Genomic DNA, 17619 nt, shown 5'->3' with positions numbered 1-17619 from the left:
ATGGCGCACTGCCTCCAATGACATGCAGAAAGCTAGAGAACGTGGAGATAATTTTAAAAATTACTTAATCTGTCAAGACGGAATTTAGATAATTACGTCTTCTCGTTGAAACTTTGCTACGCATCGCGAGAGGAACGCTCCACACAATGCCGGGTTAGGCTAGATTTACTGCGGCTTTTCGCTTGATGTTCAATGGATTACCGCATGCTGGGAGGCGCGGGTTGCTTCATTGCGTTCGGCAACGACATGAAAAGCCGGTTTCACTATGCGGAGGCAGCCAAAAGCAATGTCGCGCTCGGCGGCACAATGAGACTATCGGAGAAATCGGTGAGCGTTCTGTACCGGGTCAGGTCGGTCGACAGGCTCCCCAAAGGAAATTCAAGAGTGCTTTGTGTAGAAGCTCAGACAGGTAGGGATGGACACCGCCTGCGCAATTGTTGAGTTGGCGACGGTCGCCACCGTCTTTTGTCATTCCGTAACGGGCCACCCTGCCGGTCCCTTTTAGGGAGGGGTCGGCCGGTCCGGGTATTGTCTGAAACAGATGGCCGGGGCCATTTGATCAACAAGATTTGAACGTGGGAGATCTCGTTCGCGCTGGCGCAAACCAGCAATTCGCTCTTCGAGCGGTTGACAAACCTGTCATGCGAACAGCACAGAGACCGTATAAGAATCTTATATATGGCTCAGCGGGTTCCGCCGGCCTGGATGTTCAAATGGATACTGTTCAAGTGCTGCCGGGTAGCGTCCTTCGCCATCCCGGCTACCTCAATTTCGCAGCTTCCCGCGTTCTCTCCTCTCTCTCATTCCAATGCATCGCGATCGCGATGGGGTGGATGATCTACGACCAGACGCACAGCGCATTTGCGTTGGCGCTTGTAGGCCTTTGCCAGTTCCTGCCGATGGTTGTGCTGACCTTCATCGTTGGCCATGTCGCCGACCGCTACGACCGCCGACGCATCGGTCTTGTCTGCCAACTGATCGAGGCAGCGACTTCGCTGTCGCTCGCGATTGCCACCTGGCAGCAGTGGCTGACACCGGCGGGCATACTCGTTGCCGTCACGATCCTGGGTGCTACCGCCGCCTTCGAACGGCCGACGATGGCGGCGTTGCTGCCTAATATCGTGCCTGAATTGATGCTCCAGCGGGCTGTTGCTACTACCACCTCGATGCAGCAGACTGCCTTCATCGTCGGCCCGTCCCTCGGCGGCCTGCTTTACGGCGTTGATCCGGTCGCACCTTTTGCCGTCGCCGCCGTGTTCTTTGCTGTTGCGAGCGTCAATGTAGTTTCTATCCGAATGCAGTGGAGGCCCGCAAAACGCGAGCCGGTAACGCTGACGTCGATATTTGCCGGCGTCTCGTTTATCCGCAGCCGACCCGTCGTGCTAGGGACGATTTCGCTCGATCTCTTTGCAGTGCTGCTCGGTGGGGCGACCGCTTTGCTGCCGATGTTTGCGCGGGATATCCTGCATGCCGGCCCTTGGGGGTTGGGATTGTTGCGTGCCGCACCGGCGATCGGTGCACTCGCCATGTCGATCGTGCTGGCGCGGCGGCCGCTGAGAAGCAGTGTCGGGATCAAGATGCTTGCTGCCGTTGCCGTCTTTGGCGCGGCGACTGTTGTCTTTTCGCTCTCCACCAATATTGCACTGTCTGTGTGTGCACTGCTTGTCGTCGGGGCATCCGATACCGTCAGCGTCGTGGTGCGTAGCTCACTTGTCCAGCTTTTGACGCCGGATGAGATGCGCGGCCGCGTCAATGCGGTCAATTCGCTCTTCATCGGTACCTCCAATCAGCTCGGCGAATTCGAATCCGGCATGCTGGCGGGCTTCATGGGGCCTCTTTTGGCCGGCGTCATCGGCGGCGTCGGCACTATTGCCATCGTATTGATGTGGACACGTCTGTTTCCTGAGCTTGCCAAAGTCAGGACGCTCAAGGGTTAATTCGGCTGCCCGGAACGTCGGGTCAGACTTCTGCTGTGGCGTCCAACATGCCGATACATTTGACGGCATCCGGAAGTTCGCCGCCATCGGGCCGTTCGAGGCGCCGATGCCGTGCGTGTTTCGTTTCCTCGACTTGGGCGGTTACGCGAACGCACTTCGCCTTGTTGAGAGCGATTTGACGCAGAATAGCGCAACGACAATGACCGGAATGCAGACCAGGTATGACATTCGAATACCTGCCTGCTCAGCGACAAAGCCGAGTAAAGGTGGAGCAAGGAAAAAAACGATGAAGGACATCTGGCCCAAAGCGGCAACGTTCATATGCGCAGGCCGGTCGGTTCGCTGAGCGGCAGCCGAAACCGCAAGCGGATAGACGGCGCTGCAGCCGCCACCCATTAGGGCAAAGCCGACGAGCGCAAGCTGGGGATGGGGGGCAAGCCAAACTGCAATGAGGCCAGCCGTTGAGATCAGCAGCAAAGTGACCGCGACTGCCCGGGACCCGTATTGATCGACAAAACGATCCGCGAACAGCCTGGTGAGCGCCATGAACAGTGTAAACAGGGTCAATCCGAGGCCGCCGACAAATGGTTCAACCTGGAAAACATCGCGCATGTAAATCGATGACCAATCTATGCCTGCGCCCTCCACCAGGAAAGCGGCAATGCCTATGACACAGAGGGGAAGAAGACCAAGCGTCGGCAATGCGACATGACCTGAGTCCGCATGCTCGCCCAAAGCCCGCGCCGGTGCACTACGCATTCCGCTGATCACGACAGCGGCCACAACCAACACCGCCATAAATGTCAGTGCCAAGTGGAATTGCATCGAGATGCCGGCCTGACGCACTCCTGATGACATAAGCGCAGTCACGAAAAATCCAAGGCTCCAGAAACCATGGGCACGGTTCATGACACCCCGGCCGAGCTGCGCTTCGATACGGTCAATTTCGACGTTGAGATTTATTTCTAGGGCTCCTGCGAGCAATCCTTCCAAAAACAGGATCCCAAAAACGAGTTCGGCGCTCGTCATCCACGGGACTGAGGCGATCAGCGCGGACGTCCCGAGCACGGTTATGATCGCAGTGGTTCTGGCACCCAAACGGGCCACGAGGGGCGAAAAGAACGTTAAGGATATCAGTGCACCGATCGCTGCACCAATCAGCGTGAGGCCAAGCTCCGACTTGTTGACCTGGAGGGCATCCTGGAGATCGGGAAGGCGTGAGAGCAGGGCACCGGTCGATGCCGAAAAGAGGAAGAAGCAGGTATAAATTCGCACCTGCGGCTCAATACGCATTGCCGGGCTCCCGGGTCATTAGGTTGTCGCGGAAATTCCTCAACGTCCGACCGTGATCCAAACGAAAGTCATCGTATCCGAGGCTCTAAAGCATGGTGGATAACAGTCAGAGGGAACGGCCGCTCCAGCGGTCTTGGACAGGTCCGCGTAGTTGCAGCGACGATACGCGTCTTACGCGAGTTCCTCTTCCCTGACAAGATGAGTTTCCCCGCGATTTCGTTATACGGGCTGCTGTGTCTTGCGCGTCGCGCGGACCCGCGCAGTCTCCGATTCGCCATGCTCGTGGCTGGCGCGCAGAACAAGCTCAGCGCCAACCAGGATCTTGACCGGCGGCTGCGGCTCGGCGGCGACAATCAGGTCGTCCAGCACAGTAACGGCAAGGTTGCCTATCTTGCGCTTCGACACGTCGATGGTCGTCAGACCCGGCTCCATGGTCGCACTCTGCGGCAGGTTGTCGAAGCCGATGATCGAGACGTCCTGTGGAATTGATACGCCATATTCGCGAAGCGCGCGAATGAACCCGTAGGCGATAATGTCGTTCGTGCAAAAATAACATTCGGCAAGCTCCAGCCCGGTCGAAAGCAGCGCGCGAGTATCGAGATAGGCGCCGTCATAGGTCGACTCCACCGAAAGGATGTCGGCCTCGTTCACAGGCAGGCCGAGCCTCGCCATGTTCTTGAAAAAAGCCTCGCGACGCAGGCGGAAGTTGGTTGTGTCGACATGGGATGCGACGAAGCCGATGCGCTGGAAACCCTGCATGCGGAAACGCGACAGCGCCTTATAGACGGCGTCCTCGTTGTTCATGTCGACGAAATTGGCCTCCAGCACGTCATAGAACGTGTCGATGAAGACGGTCGGCAGGCCGAGACCCTGAATGAGCCTGATATCGGCTTCCGTCAACTCCGTACCCAGCGCGATGACGCCTGATATCGGCGCGCCGGCAAGGGACTCCGCCACCGTGCTTATTGGCTGGCCTTCGAAGCTCACGACTTCGAGCGTGTAGTTACGCCGCGTCGCCTCGGCAGACATGCCGTCGATATAGTCGGAGATGAAGACGCTATGGTCGCGGTTGACCGTGTGGCCGTGCTTGGCGATCTTCAAGAAGCGCAAGGTCTCGCCCGGTTCGGCGTTGCTGCGCGTTGCCCGCGGGACGTAGTTTAGGCTAGCCACCGCCTCTAAGACCCGCGCCCGCGTCACGCCGGAAATCTCCCCCTTGCCGTTTAGCACGAGCGAAACCGTCGCGGGCGATACGCCCGCCGCTTCGGCGATATCCCTGATGGTCAGTTTTCCCGGTTTCTTCATGCGGAGACAAGTTGCCCTTCATGCTGCGACTGCGAACGAGTTTACTAAACGATTTAAGCGGTATTTGCGAGACCTAAGCCAATTTTGGGCCAATCGCAACCGATATGCCGCAAAAACGGGGCTTGTCAGCGCAAATATCCTTTGATAGCGTTTAGTGAAGCTGTACATTGTTTAGTAAACAAATGGGAGGAGATCATGCAGAAAACCGGCGGACAGCTGGCGATGCTGCTTGTCATAAACGGTCTGTTGCTTGTGGCAGGCGCCCTGATTTCAGGCGGCTCGTTCCTTTCTGTTTTCAATCTCCAGTCCATGGCAAGCCAGGTGCCGGAAATCGGTCTTCTGGCCATCGGCGTCATGCTCGCCATGTGTGCCGGCAATGGCGGTATCGATCTGTCAGGGATTGCGCTCGCCAATCTGTCCGGCGTGCTTTCCGCCGTCATCGTGTCATCCGTTTTGTCCGTGTCAGAGAGCGGCATGGCCTTTAGCCTCTTGTTCATTGCCGGCGCAATCCTGATCGGTCTTGCAGGCGGCGTCATTAACGGCCTTCTCATCTCGCGGCTGAACATCACGCCTATCCTCTGCACGCTCGGCACGCAGATGGCCTTCATGGGGCTCGCGGTCGTTGTTTCGGGCGGCAAGGCCGTGGCTGTCGGCAGCCCGGCGCTGCTTTCCAGCATCGGCAACGACATGATTACCGCGGTGCCGATCAGCTTTCTCATCTTCGTGCTCGTCGCCGGCGCCGTTGCAGCACTCCTGAAATTCACGCCCTATGGCTTGTGGCTGATGCTGATGGGCACCAATCCCAGGGCGGCCGTCTATGCGGGCTTTCCGAGGAACCGCGTGATCATCGCCACCTATGCGATCTCAGGCACGCTGTCGGGTCTTGCGGGCATCATCATTGCGGCGCGCAACGTCAATGTGAAGTTCGACTACGGGAGCTCGTACCTGCTCATCGCCATCCTCATTGCGGTGATGGCGGGCGTGAAGCCGGAGGGCGGCTATGGGCGCGTCGTATGCGTTGTGCTCAGCGCCATCGCCCTGCAGCTTATGTCGAGCCTGCTCAATTTCGGCGGCCTTTCCAATTTCGTTCGCGATTTTGCCTGGGGCCTTCTGCTGCTCACCTTCCTGGCCATCGGCCGCTACGACATCGCTGGCTTCCTGTCCCCAGGTCGCCGCACGCAAACCCCTTCGGTGCCTGTCCCTCAAGCATCGAAGTAAAAACAGGAGGGAATATTCGTGGAGGAAACTATGAAGTCGTTTTCGAAGAAGCTTTTGGCTGGAACCACGGTTGCAGCTGTCGCGCTCGCAGGTTCGATCGGTGGGCTGGCCGCCCAGGACAAGCCGGTCATCGCCACCGTCGTCAAGATCAGCGGTATCCCGTGGTTTGACCGTATGAATACGGGCGTTGTTGCCTATCAGGAGGCAAATACTGACGTCGTTGCCACCCAGAGCGGTCCAGCGACAGCGGATTCGGCCCAGCAGCTGCAGATCGTCAACGATCTCGTCGCCAAGGGCGTCAACGCACTCGCCGTCGTGCCGATGGACCCGGCTGTTCTCGAAGGTACGTTCCAGCGCGCCATGGACCGCGGCATCGTCGTCGTGACTCACGAAGCAGATAACCAGACGAACACCAATGCCGACGTTGAGGCCTTCGACAATGCCGACTACGGTGCCGCGCTCAACGAGCGCCTGGCCGAGTGCATGGGCAAGCAAGGCAAGTGGACGACTTTCGTTGGTTCGCTCGGTAGCCGCACCCATATGCAGTGGGTCGGCGCCGGCGAAGAAAACGCCAAGAAGTATGCCGGCATGGAACTCGTCGATCCGAACAACGAATCCTTCGACGACGCAAACGGCACCTATGAAAAGGCCAAGGAGATCCTGCGCAAGCACCCGGATATCAAGGGCTTCCAGACCTCGGCCGGCAATGACGTGCTCGGCGTTGGCCGCGCGATCGACGAAGCGGGCCTGAGCGGGAAGGTTTGCCTGGTCGGTACCGGCCTGCCGAACCCATCCGCTGACCTTCTCGAATCCGGCGCAATCACCGCAATCGGCTTTTGGGATCCGCAGAAGGCCGGCATGGCTATGAACTCCGTTGCCAAGCTGCTGCTGGAAAAGAAGGAAGTCACCGACGGTATGGACCTCGGTGTCGAAGGCTACAACAAGGTCTCGGTCAAAAAGGGCCCGGGCAAGGGTCTGCTGATCCTCGGCAATGGCATGGTCCTGGCCGACAAGGCGACCTACAAGGAACACCTGTTCTAATTCCGCAAACCGTCAGTCGGCCGGCAGATTTACCTCCCGGCCGACCCGTCCGGCGCAACGACGCGCCGGTCAGCATGAGGACAATTTCCGTGGCGGCACAAACACACACCGCACAGCAATCGGCTGCGCTCCTTGAACTTAGAAACATCCAGAAGAGGTTCGGCGGCGTTCATGCTTTGCGTGGCATCGACTTGACGCTCCAGCCGGGCGAAGCCTACCATCTTCTCGGTGAGAACGGGTGCGGCAAGAGCACTGTCATCAAAATCATGTCCGGGGCACATGCACCGACCTCGGGTGAGATCATCCTCGATGGTGAGACCTTTTCGTCGCTGACGCCGATCCAGTCGCTGGCTGCCGGTATCGAGACGGTTTACCAGGACCTGTCGCTTCTGCCCAACCTCACAGTCGCCGAAAACGTCGCGCTGAACGAGCAGTTGGTCAACGGCAATGGACGCCTGTTGCGCCTCTTCGACCGCAAGCGATTGAAGGAGACGGCCGAACGGGCGCTCGCCGCCGCGGGGCTGCCGACCGACCGTACCTTCCTGAACACCATCGTTTCCGATCTGCCGCTTGCGTCCCGCCAACTCGTCGCCATCGCACGGGCTATTGCGACCCGCGCCAAGCTCGTCATCATGGACGAACCCACCACGTCCCTGACGCGTCGCGAGGTGGACAATCTCATTCGTGTCGTCGAGCGCCTTCGCTCCGAAAATGTCGCTGTGCTTTTCGTCACCCACAAGCTTGATGAATGCTACCGCATCGGGGGCCACGCTGTCGTCTTCCGTGATGGCCAGTGCGTCGCCCAGGGCCCCATCGCGAATTACAGCAAGAAGGAACTGGCCGAGCTGATGACCGGCCGATCCATCGACGCTCAGCGCTATCGTACGGGCAAGCCGTCCGATGCCGAACTTCTCAAGGTCGACCGCCTCATTGCAGATGGCGTGCGGGATATGAGCTTTTCGATCAGAAAGGGTGAAATCCTCGGCATTACTGGTCTTGCCGATTCCGGCCGCAACGAACTTGCCATGGCACTCACCGGCGTCGCACCTGCGACAAGCGGCGTGGTGACGATCGAGGGTAAGACCGTCTCCGTACGCTCGCCCGCCGAGGCCATCGAGCGGGGCATCGGTTATGTGCCGGAGGACCGGCTCGCCGAAGGCCTTTTCCTCGGCAAGTCGATCTTTGAAAACGAGATCGCTCTTATCGTCTCGCGCCTTGCCAATTCAATCGGCGTCGTCGATCGAGAGGAGGGGCGCACTATCGCAACCAGGCTTTCCGAGGAAATGCGGCTCAACACCAAGAATCTCGACCTGCCGGTCGGGGCCCTTTCAGGTGGCAACCAGCAGCGCGTACTGATCGGCCGGTGGCTGAGCATCGCGCCCAAGCTTCTCGTGCTGCACGGACCGACCGTCGGCGTCGACGTCGGGTCCAAGGATACGATCTACCGCGTCATCCAGGGGCTCGCTGAAGCCGGCATGGGGCTTATCATCGTCAGCGACGACCTGCCGGAACTCCTTCAGAACGCAGACCGCATCCTTGTCATGAACGGCGGTCGGGTGGTCGCGGAAATGGATGCCGAGCAGGCAACTGAGGACCAGCTTTATAAGGCGATGCTGGTGATTACGACGGAGACTGTGTGATGGACGCTTTACGAACCGATGAACTCCACGGCGCCGACAGCCCGTCTCGTTCCTTCAGCTTCGGTGAGCTGGTGCGCCGTAGACCGGAGACAATCACCTTCCTCCTCCTGATAGCGATCGTTGTCGGTGTCGCCATCGCCAACCCGGCGTTCCTGCAGCCATCGACGCTCATCGACATCGGCCGCGCGAGCGTGGTCATGGGGCTTTTCGCGCTCGGGGTCTTCATCATCCTTGCGGCGGGCGGCATCGACGTGTCCTTCACAGCGATCGCGGCCTTCACCATGTACTCGATGACGGTGCTCGTGCAGAGCTACCTGCCGGGCCTGCCCATCGTCGTCGTCATCCTGATGGCGACACTTGGCGGCGTGGTGCTTGGCATCATTAATGGCTTGCTTGTCCATTACCTGAAGGTGCCGTCGTTGATCGTGACGATCGGCACACAGTATCTCTTCCGCGGCTTCCTGCTCTCGTTCATCGGCACCGTGTGGATCATGTCGCTGCCGCCGCAAATGGGCGCCTTCGGGCGCATGCCGCTCGTCCAGTTTGAGTCCGCCAACGGTGCGCTCATAACGCTCCCGTTCTACTTCCTCGTTCTGCCCGTCGCGGCGCTCGTGACCTGGTGGATCCTGAACCGCACCCTGATGGGCCGTGCAATCTTTGCCGTTGGCGGTAATGCCGATATCGCAAGCCGTCTCGGTTACAGCCTGCGCACCGTGCATGTCTTCTTGTTCGGCTATGCGGGCGCACTCGCCGGTCTAGCCGGCATCATCCATGTTTGCGCCAATCGACAGGCAAACCCCTTCGATCTCGTCGGCACCGAGATCAACGTCATTGCCGCCGTCGTGCTCGGAGGGGCGCGCATCACCGGCGGCACGGGCACGGTCCTCGGCACCCTTCTCGGTGTGCTGCTGATCGTCGTGCTCAACAGTGTGCTCGTCATGGTCGGTATTCCCAGCACCTGGCAGCGCCTCGTCGTCGGCAGCTTTATCTTGCTGGCGGCCGCTTTCTTCGTCACGCGCCAGCGTAAGAAATAACCCACTTCCGGAGGACCCCCGTGAAAAAATTCCTGAACGACCCCGTCAACTTCGTCGACGAGATGCTCGAAGGCATCTACAAGGCCCATCCCGCCGTCACCTATACAGCTGGCGACCCGCGCTGCCTCGTCACCGCCAGGACCAAGGCAGGCAAGGTCGGCATCGCCACCGGTGGGGGCTCCGGTCATTTGCCGACATTCCTCGGTTTCGTCGGCGACGGAATGCTTGATGGCGCGGCCGTCGGTGGGGTTTTCCAGTCACCCAGCGCAGAGCAGATGTACCAGGTCACCAAACACATCGATCAGGGCGCCGGCGTGCTCTACATCTATGGAAACTATACCGGAGACATCATCAACTTCGACATGGCGGCAGAACTCGCCGATCTCGACGGCATCGCCGTTAAGCAAGTCGTCGGCAATGACGATGTTGCATCGTCGGTCGTCGGCGAGGAACACAAGCGTCGCGGCGTCGCCGGCATCTTCTTCATCTATAAGGCTGCGGGCGCCGCCGCTGCGGAAGGTCTTTCACTGGACGAGGTCACCCGTATTGCCGACAAGGCCCGCCTGCGCACCCGCACCATCGGCGTCGCCCTTTCCAGCTGCGTCGTTCCCGAGATCGGCCATGCCACCTTTTCTATCGGAGAGGATGAGATGGAAATCGGAATGGGCATCCATGGAGAGCCCGGCATCAGCCGCAAGAAGCTCGCGTCTGCCGATGCTGTCGTCGACGAGATGATGGAGCGCATCATCGCCGAAACAGACTACAAGCCCGGCGACAATGTCGCCGTATTGATCAACGGACTTGGCGGTACGCCACTGGAGGAACTCTATATCCTCTTCCGCCGCGTCTCGCAGCTTCTCGAAGCACGCAACGTCACGGCCAAGCATGTCTGGATCGGCGAGTTCGCCACGTCGATGGAAATGGCAGGCGCCTCCATCTCGATCCTGCATCTCGACGAAGAGCTGGATCGCCTCGTCGCGGCTCCCGCAAACACGCCGTTCTTCCAGCACATCGCGAGGTGAGACCATGACGCTCCAGACATTGAACGCCGCGAACGTTATCGACCTCTTCAAGAGCTGGAAGGAGCTATTTGCCGAACAGCGCGAGTTCCTTATCGCGCTTGATGGCAAGGTAGGCGATAGCGACCTCGGCATTACCATGAACAAGTCCTTCGCGGCCGCGGCGGAAGCGCTGGACGCTGAAGGCGAGGCAGCCGGTATAGCCAAGCTTCTGCGCACCGCCGGGGCGACCATGGCGCGTACCGCTCCCTCCACGATGGGCACCTTGACGGCAACAGGGTTTCTCCGGGCAAGCAAGGCCGTGGAAGGCAAGGAATCGCTGGATACTGCCGACATGGCAGCGTTCTGGCGGGCTTACCGCGATGGTGTTGCCGAGCGTGGCAAGGCCAAGGTTGGCGACAAAACCCTGCTCGACGTGCTGGATCCTATCGCAACCACGCTGGAGGCGCATGCTGCTACGGGTTCAGCGCTTTCAGACGCTCTAAGCGTCACGGCCGAGGCTGCCGAACAGGCGCTGGAAGCCACAAAGTCCATGCTGGCACAGCACGGCAAGGCGGCGGCATTCCAGGAAAAGACCGTCGGTCTGCAGGACGCCGGCGCCACGGTCGGTGCATTCCTGATCCGTCGGATGGCGGACTTCGTGGGGCGCCGATAGGGTAGGTTAGTCTGGCCCTCGGTTAGCGTGTGACAGCACAAGCAGTGGTCTGTATGGGTCGGTGTCGATCTAGACACCGACTTTGACCGGCTGCACCGGGTTGTGAACGAGAACCTGAATTGTCATTCTGCTCGACTGAGGCTTTGCGGATGCCATTGGTGCCGGGAGTTGCTCATTTCTCTCCCGTCCGCGTTGCCGAGCGGCGCCATTCCATCTGGCGTGGTTTCTTGGGGGTGTATTTCGGTTTCACTTCCGCTATCGCCACTTCAGCAACTCAATGGAGAACTGCCTGGTGGTATCTGACCTTTCCGCAATCCTGCTTGATCTCGATGGGACGCTGATCGCGTCGGAACCCGGCATCCTCTCAAGCTGCCGTGCTGCTCTGCGCGCGCTCGGGCATACAACCGATCCAGCGATGGACATTGCATCGATCATCGGCCCACCGATTGAAGACGTCATGTCTTACCTTCTCAAACAATTCGGGGATGATCGCGTCGCAGAAGCTGTCGATGCCTACCGGCAGGATTACGGGGCTGGCGGCCTGCTCCTCAGCGAGGTTTATGATGGGATACCGCAGGCTCTGCGGGCAATGAGCCGGTCCGCAAGGCTTTACTTGGCCACATCGAAGCGCGAAACGTTCGCGCGTAGAATCCTTGAGAATAAGAAGCTGGGTTCGCAGTTTGCGGGAATTTACGGATCGACGCCGACCGGCGATATCGACCACAAGCCAGAACTGATCGCCCATATTTTGAGGGAGAACGGCCTCGACCGCGATCGCTGCGTCATGGTCGGGGACCGCCGGTACGACATCGCCGGTGCGCATGCGAACGGAATGCGATCGATTGGCGTCCTTTGGGGCTACGGGACGAAAGAAGAGCTGGAACACGCCGGCGCAGATCTACTGATCGAAACGCCGGCGGAGCTCGCCGCAGCGGCCATCGGGATAATCGCACCTGAGACTTCGAATTGGTACGGTCTGCCGATCTCGGCCGATTTTCTTTCGAGGCCGATCCGGCTGCGCTTGCGAAACCACGGACTTGATCGATAGATTGTTTCTTCCGCGGCGTTCCTGACCACGTATGGAAAATGCGTAAATCCAACCGGTGGCGGGAGCCGACCACGACCGAATTGTGCGTTTTCGGAATGCAAACGTTGCGCACAACGCCGCGTTTGGTCTGATCCACAGCCATCTGGCGGTCAAGGAAAACGAGGACGTCCTTGTCATCAAACATCTGGTGACTTCTCGTTGTCGACCAAGAAAGGTCGAGACCGTGGGGCGTGCCCTGAACACCGTCGATGACACCGTCATTCGCTGGCTGAACCGCCTCGTCGACGAACTGCACGACGGACTGGACAAGCCGCTCCGGCTCGAAGAGGAATGACTGCCAGCGATCGTGACCCGCGGCCGGCGAAACCCCGGTATTTGAACGCATCCTAGAGCGCTGAACCAGCACCCTCGATGATGTCCTGCGACCGTACCATCGACTAATCCTTGAAATTAATTCTCTCCTGGGAACCCAGGTTTTCCATTTCGGTTGAATTCCCGGTCGTCGATATTTTCGAATGTCTTCACGTGCGATGCCAAAACGATAGGATGGACATAGTCGTGCGGTCATGTCGGAGATACTGGATGTTGAGCGAGCAGCAGTTCCTACGCATCTCTATTGTGGCAACGGTTGTCGTCGCCGCTCTCGGAGTGGCCTTTGGCATTTTGTCGGGATCGTTCTCGATCGCCTTTGACGGCGTCTATTCTCTGGGCGACGCGGCGATGACCGGCCTTGCGCTTTGGGTGTCGAGCCTGATCGTTAAGTCAGCGCAAACCGACGCGTTGTCTGGAAGAGTTCGTAACCGCTTTACAATGGGCTTCTGGCATCTGGAGCCAATTGTCTTGATGCTTAACGGCAGCCTGCTGATAACCGTTGCGGTTTACGCACTGATTAACGCGATCATCAGCATCCTCAATGGCGGCCACGAACTGCATTACCGCGTGGCGATCACCTACACGACGACGACCGTACTCGTCTGCGCTGTCATGGCCGTTATTGGTGCCAGGTTGAACCGCCGCCTGAAGTCGGACTTCATTTCGCTCGACGTCAAGGCTTGGATCATGTCGGGAGGTATTGCCCTTGCCCTGCTGATCGCGTTTGTCATCGGTCTCGCTGTTCAGCCGACCCCTGTCGCGTGGATCGCCAGCTACGTTGACCCAGTCGTCCTCGCATTGGTTTGCGTGGTGATGATTCCGCTTCCAATCGGTACAATCTGGAAGGCACTGACCGAGATCCTTCTCATCGCGCCGGTCGACCTTAAGAACCATGTGGACAACGTCGCTTCCGAGACCGTGCGTCGCCTCCACTTCCTTTCATATCGCGCCTACGTTGCTCGTGTCGGTAGGGCGACACAGATCGAACTCTACTTCATCGTTCCCAAGGGCCTTCCGCCGAAAACGGTGGAGGATTGGGATGCGCTGCGCGACGAAATAGGGAATGCGATCGGCGATGAAAGCACCAACCGCTGGCTCACCATCGCGTTCACGGCCGATGCGGAATGGGCGGAATAGCCCTTGAGCATCGCGCTTTTCGGCACAGCTTTTGCGCTTTGAAGAGCATGATGACTGCCGTTGATTGATTTGAACACTGCTTCGTCACAAGCGGCCTCACTCGATACGGTGACAGCTCAGATGACCCCTTGGGCACCGACTTTCTCTTAGCGTCCGCTATCCCGCACGCTTCAGAATGCCAAGCCTCCATTTGCTCAGATCCGAGAGCTGCTTCGCAGATCACTCTGACCGCGCAGTTAGAGTCGACGCCAACGCCTACTCGGAACCGCCGCGGCGCCGACTATTAACGACGTTGAAGAATCGTGACTCGACTTGTCCTTCACGCCTGTAGTTCAATTCGCAAGCGGGGATTGGAGGGCAGGTCAATGAGATACGAACGGAATGATGCTCGGGCTTATGCGATCAAGATAGTCTCGATATTGTTGGCATCAGCCGTAACGGCCGGGGTTCCCACCTGGATTGTGGCTAGAGCCATGGGTTTTTGACAAAGGTCAATGCCGCACTGCAAGCCTTGCCCGCAACGTAAAACAGGCGGGCCGCAATCGCCACTGCCGGGCGGCCTGTCCTTACCAACGATCGAGCGGTTTCGACGATGTGGTCGCGCGCAGCGGTCTTCATTTCCTCCATCACCCTCGCCAAAATCGGCAATGGGCAAACGTGACGCCAGCACCTAGGACTTTGGACCGACGTGCTCGGACTTTTGTCCAACTAGCGTGCATCGCCCACGGCGGCTATCTCTAGGTTGTCCTGATCGCTGAGCGACTGGGAAGCACAAGAAGGGAAGCCCCCGCCCCAAACGGCTTCCCTTCGCCCGCTTCAGACCGGCAATATCCTTGGGCCCCCAGGCCTGATTAAAACGGTGCTGGTCAAACAGCCTGCACGGTCGTTGCTGAACCCCACGCTCTTTCCGATCGAGTGAAGGCTCTCGTGCGGCCAGTCCGCCGCAAGGCGGCCACGCCTCGGCGACATAGCTGCTGACTGCGTTATCGACCAGTACTATCCTGCAAAGGATGGGACAGCTTTAACATGACCTCACTTGCATGCGGTCGGGGGAGGGCGCTCAAGCTGACTTTAATAGGGGTATGGAGCCTGTAAGAATCCGTGCCTCACCTATGGATACGCCATACGATGCCATCAGCAACAAACTCAATGCGACGGCGCGCGGAACGGGCAAGTCGCCTGTGGCCCATCGGCGGCTTGTAAGTTCATCTATATCGAAAAGCTCTTGCACGACGCTTGCCGTCAATCCGATGACAGCCAGCGTCGCCCGGTACTCGGACGGTGTCATTTGATTCGTTCCCGGCGCGATTTTTTTGCGCTTTATTTCGTTATAACTACATTACCTTTCATTTGATTGCTTGATGTCCAAATTGCGACATTTATCAATCCAATAGCGCCACATCGCCAATAGTTGTCCAACATAGCGAACTTGTTATCATCATCAACCAAGCGGTGAATGGAGCCAAGCATGAAGGCGATGTGATGCCTTCGTAAATATCGAGGAGGATTCGGAACTGCATGAACACGCCGCCGGTGTCGCAATCCTGTTGGCCGGCGAGACGCACGACGCGTGAGACGATTAGCGGCTAGCTCGCCAGAGTACCTTTACAATATATCGCCAATCCGCAATCTTTGAGCCGGGATAATCAAAAACGCAATCAACGCGGAAGAAAACTCGCACATCAACGCTAAGTCACAGCCAATAGGAGGTCGAACCATGAGACAGAAGAACGTTCGGATCTATCGAAATCCAGAGCGCGGTGAGTCCGTCAAGGTCACTTGGGGCGAGGGCGGGGAGAACGACTATTCTGACGTCAACGCGGCCGCGACCGCGCTTGGCTGTTCGGCAGAGTGGCTGGAGAAAAACCTGCAGACCAGCTTTCTCGCGAGCGTTGGCATATCGGAACTCGACCTATATTGGGACGACTCGATGTGGCGTTCCGACACATCTAGCAGGAGTTTCACCATAAAAGACCGTGTCAGTCTGTTTGGTGAGATTACTGACGTGGACGACGAAAAGGGAGAGGTTACCATTCGGATCAATGGCGCTCCTGTGACTGTAACCTTGTCGAACGAGAACGTTGTTCTTCTCGCAAGGAACTAGGCTTGATCGAAGAGAGTTTATGCTCGTAGCGCTGGTGGGGTATTGCAGGATCCCGGCAGCTTTATTCAGCCCTCACGACGGATCGAGCGGCCATTCGTCGCCCCCAAAGCAAAAAGGGACGCCTGAGATGTGTTCGCCGATGTCGGACCAGGGCGCCATGCGGACGGTCCGATGGCGTTTATTTGTCCGGCACGACATGGAGTTGGATCGCAAAGCCGTTCTCGGTCAATTTCACTTAATATCGCCTTGGTCAACAGAGTCAGCTTGCGCCCTTCGTATACACTGTCTGACTTCCGATCTCGGCATTGCCTTGTTCCAAGATCAGAGTATCATCCCCGATGTCGGTCCCTATTTAACGGCAAAGACCGCTTGAGAGATTATAGGTGCTCTTGCCTGACTGGAGAGCACGGGCATGCCTCCACTTCTCAACTTGATCCCCTTGGATGACGACGACCTCCAGACGGTGAGCGATGTTGTCCGCCAGTGGTGTAACGACCATGGTGTAGCGTTAGATTCCGAACGCGCTCGGGCAGTGATGTGCGCCGCGGTTGACCGGGCATTGGCAGGAGAGAAGTCGCCCGTTACCCTTTCAGTAGCCATCAACGCAGCCAACATTTAGTTTCTCGTGCATCGCGGCCGATTGCCCACAGCTTGGCTCCCATTTCCCTGGCGCCTGCCTTCGCTTGCCGCTCATGACTTGAGTAAGCCACCAGAATACGGGGTGTCGCACGTGCAACGAACTGAATTGAATGAAGCGGGTAGAAATCACAATCCCGCCGATTGGCCTTATGTTGACTCTGTCCCCCGCGCAGTTGAAAAGAATCCCAGCTAGTGAGGGAGAAAATCATGGCTGACGACAATAATACCGCGTCGATAACCGAGGGCGCAGAAGCAACTACTTCGGCGGAGGCGCCTGCGCCGAAGAAAACACGGGGACCACGACGTCCGAAGGCCGCTGCCGACGTAGCGGCAGCGCCGGTCGTAAAATCGCCGCGAGGTCGCCGCAAGAAGGTGGAAGAGCCAGCGAGCGAGCCAAAGCCAGCTGCTTCGGCAACGACCGCCACGGCGAAAGCGAAGGGCGCGGTCAAGCAAGGCCGGAGACTTGGAGCGCAAAAACAACTGACCAAGACAGCTCCCGCTTCTGTCTCGGCTTCGGACGATATGGCAGATCTTGTCCAACTCGAGGAAGAGAACAGCCGGTTGCGCAAGACACTTGCTGAAAAGCTACGCGCCGAAAATGCTGACCTTCGCAAACGGCTTGGGCTTAACTGAGAGTTCAAAGAACTCGATCAGTTGCGGTAACCCAGCGTGACATGATGTGGCGACGGACGTTGTCTAAACTGATTTGGTCGGGCCCAGTTCCGGGCCCGACCAATAAGCTACTGCAACCTCGCGGTGCAGCTTGTTCAAGATTGAAACACGATGAAATCTCCTTGGAAATTCCTGTCAAACCTGACGTCGCGCCAACGGCGAACGGAAGGCGTATCTTCATCCGGTGACGAGGCCGACGCAAAGGCGGTTGAAGTCGAGGAAGAGCATTTTTCCGCATCGCCAAAGGTACCGGATGCGCAGGATCTGGCGCCACGAAACGACGACACGCTCGCAGGCCCGGACGCGGCCAGAAGCGACATTGATCCTCCATCATCGGAGCTGCCAGTCGAATTTGTCGGGGATGAAGAACGGAGCAATGCTCAGGTCCCTCCGCCGGGCGCGAGAGCTCAGGAATCGTTTGGGGAAGGCGGCTCCGGTGGGCAACACGCACGCAAAAGCAACGCGCGACGCATGCGCCATGTCAAAGAAAACCGCCCGGATGGAGTTG

15 protein-coding genes are annotated in these 17619 nt (G+C 58.4%); 12 read left to right on the top strand and 3 right to left on the bottom strand.

Annotated elements, in window-relative coordinates; genetic code table 11:
• Positions 1 to 713 precede the first annotated feature (713 nt).
• Positions 714 to 1937 (top strand): MFS transporter, encoded by a 1224-nt coding sequence (locus tag AC1DE4_RS13660; protein WP_477881674.1) that lies wholly within the window; start codon positions 714 to 716, stop codon positions 1935 to 1937.
• Positions 1938 to 2078: 141 nt separating this feature from the next.
• On the opposite strand, the gene AC1DE4_RS13655 is transcribed toward AC1DE4_RS13660, so the two are convergent.
• A complete protein-coding gene (locus tag AC1DE4_RS13655; RefSeq protein WP_477881672.1) occupies positions 2079 to 3230 on the bottom strand; it encodes an MFS transporter in 1152 nt (383 codons plus the stop codon).
• A gap of 219 nt (positions 3231 to 3449) precedes the next feature.
• Positions 3450 to 4532, bottom strand: a complete 1083-nt coding sequence (locus AC1DE4_RS13650) for a LacI family DNA-binding transcriptional regulator (RefSeq protein WP_477881670.1) — start codon at positions 4530 to 4532, stop codon at positions 3450 to 3452.
• 195 nt (positions 4533 to 4727) lie between these two features.
• Between AC1DE4_RS13650 and AC1DE4_RS13645 the strand changes: the two genes are divergently transcribed.
• The 9 genes from AC1DE4_RS13645 (at position 4728) to AC1DE4_RS13605 (ending at position 13696) form a co-directional block, all read left to right on the top strand.
• Complete coding sequence (locus AC1DE4_RS13645; RefSeq protein ID WP_112666035.1) at positions 4728 to 5750, top strand: ABC transporter permease; 1023 nt, start codon at positions 4728 to 4730, stop codon at positions 5748 to 5750.
• 30 nt (positions 5751 to 5780) lie between these two features.
• Positions 5781 to 6791, top strand: coding sequence for a substrate-binding domain-containing protein (locus AC1DE4_RS13640; RefSeq protein WP_112649340.1), 1011 nt, complete (start codon positions 5781 to 5783; stop codon positions 6789 to 6791).
• 74 nt (positions 6792 to 6865) lie between these two features.
• Entirely contained in the window at positions 6866 to 8431 is a 1566-nt protein-coding gene (locus AC1DE4_RS13635; RefSeq protein WP_477881668.1) for a sugar ABC transporter ATP-binding protein, read from the top strand.
• A complete protein-coding gene (locus AC1DE4_RS13630; protein WP_477881666.1) occupies positions 8431 to 9465 on the top strand; it encodes an ABC transporter permease in 1035 nt (344 codons plus the stop codon). The genes AC1DE4_RS13635 and AC1DE4_RS13630 overlap by 1 nt, the downstream gene beginning before the upstream one ends.
• 20 nt (positions 9466 to 9485) lie before the next feature.
• Positions 9486 to 10487, top strand: coding sequence for a dihydroxyacetone kinase subunit DhaK (locus AC1DE4_RS13625; protein ID WP_477881664.1), 1002 nt, complete (start codon positions 9486 to 9488; stop codon positions 10485 to 10487).
• A gap of 4 nt (positions 10488 to 10491) precedes the next feature.
• The gene (locus tag AC1DE4_RS13620) at positions 10492 to 11139 is read left to right on the top strand and encodes a dihydroxyacetone kinase family protein (protein ID WP_477881662.1); all 648 of its coding nucleotides are present in this window, start codon (positions 10492 to 10494) and stop codon (positions 11137 to 11139) included.
• A gap of 292 nt (positions 11140 to 11431) precedes the next feature.
• Complete coding sequence (locus AC1DE4_RS13615) at positions 11432 to 12187, top strand: HAD hydrolase-like protein (RefSeq protein WP_477881660.1); 756 nt, start codon at positions 11432 to 11434, stop codon at positions 12185 to 12187.
• An 82-nt stretch (positions 12188 to 12269) separates the two neighbouring features.
• The gene (locus tag AC1DE4_RS13610; protein WP_477881658.1) at positions 12270 to 12521 is read left to right on the top strand and encodes a hypothetical protein; all 252 of its coding nucleotides are present in this window, start codon (positions 12270 to 12272) and stop codon (positions 12519 to 12521) included.
• Positions 12522 to 12769: 248 nt separating this feature from the next.
• Positions 12770 to 13696, top strand: a complete 927-nt coding sequence (locus AC1DE4_RS13605) for a cation diffusion facilitator family transporter (protein WP_477881656.1) — start codon at positions 12770 to 12772, stop codon at positions 13694 to 13696.
• A 465-nt stretch (positions 13697 to 14161) separates the two neighbouring features.
• On the opposite strand, the gene AC1DE4_RS13600 is transcribed toward AC1DE4_RS13605, so the two are convergent.
• Positions 14162 to 14323, bottom strand: coding sequence for a hypothetical protein (locus AC1DE4_RS13600; protein WP_477881654.1), 162 nt, complete (start codon positions 14321 to 14323; stop codon positions 14162 to 14164).
• Positions 14324 to 15413: 1090 nt separating this feature from the next.
• Here AC1DE4_RS13600 and AC1DE4_RS13595 point away from each other — a divergent pair.
• Both AC1DE4_RS13595 and AC1DE4_RS13590 read left to right on the top strand, forming a co-directional pair.
• Positions 15414 to 15800 (top strand): hypothetical protein, encoded by a 387-nt coding sequence (locus tag AC1DE4_RS13595; protein ID WP_477881652.1) that lies wholly within the window; start codon positions 15414 to 15416, stop codon positions 15798 to 15800.
• 846 nt (positions 15801 to 16646) lie between these two features.
• On the top strand, positions 16647 to 17072 hold the full coding sequence (locus tag AC1DE4_RS13590) for a SyrB-like regulator (protein WP_477881650.1): 426 nt from the start codon (positions 16647 to 16649) through the stop codon (positions 17070 to 17072).
• Positions 17073 to 17619 lie beyond the last annotated feature (547 nt).

The organism is Rhizobium sp. 10N414, from assembly GCF_056394785.1.
The sequence above is the reverse complement of the archived record's forward strand: the minus strand, read 5'-3'. Positions and strand labels throughout refer to the sequence as shown.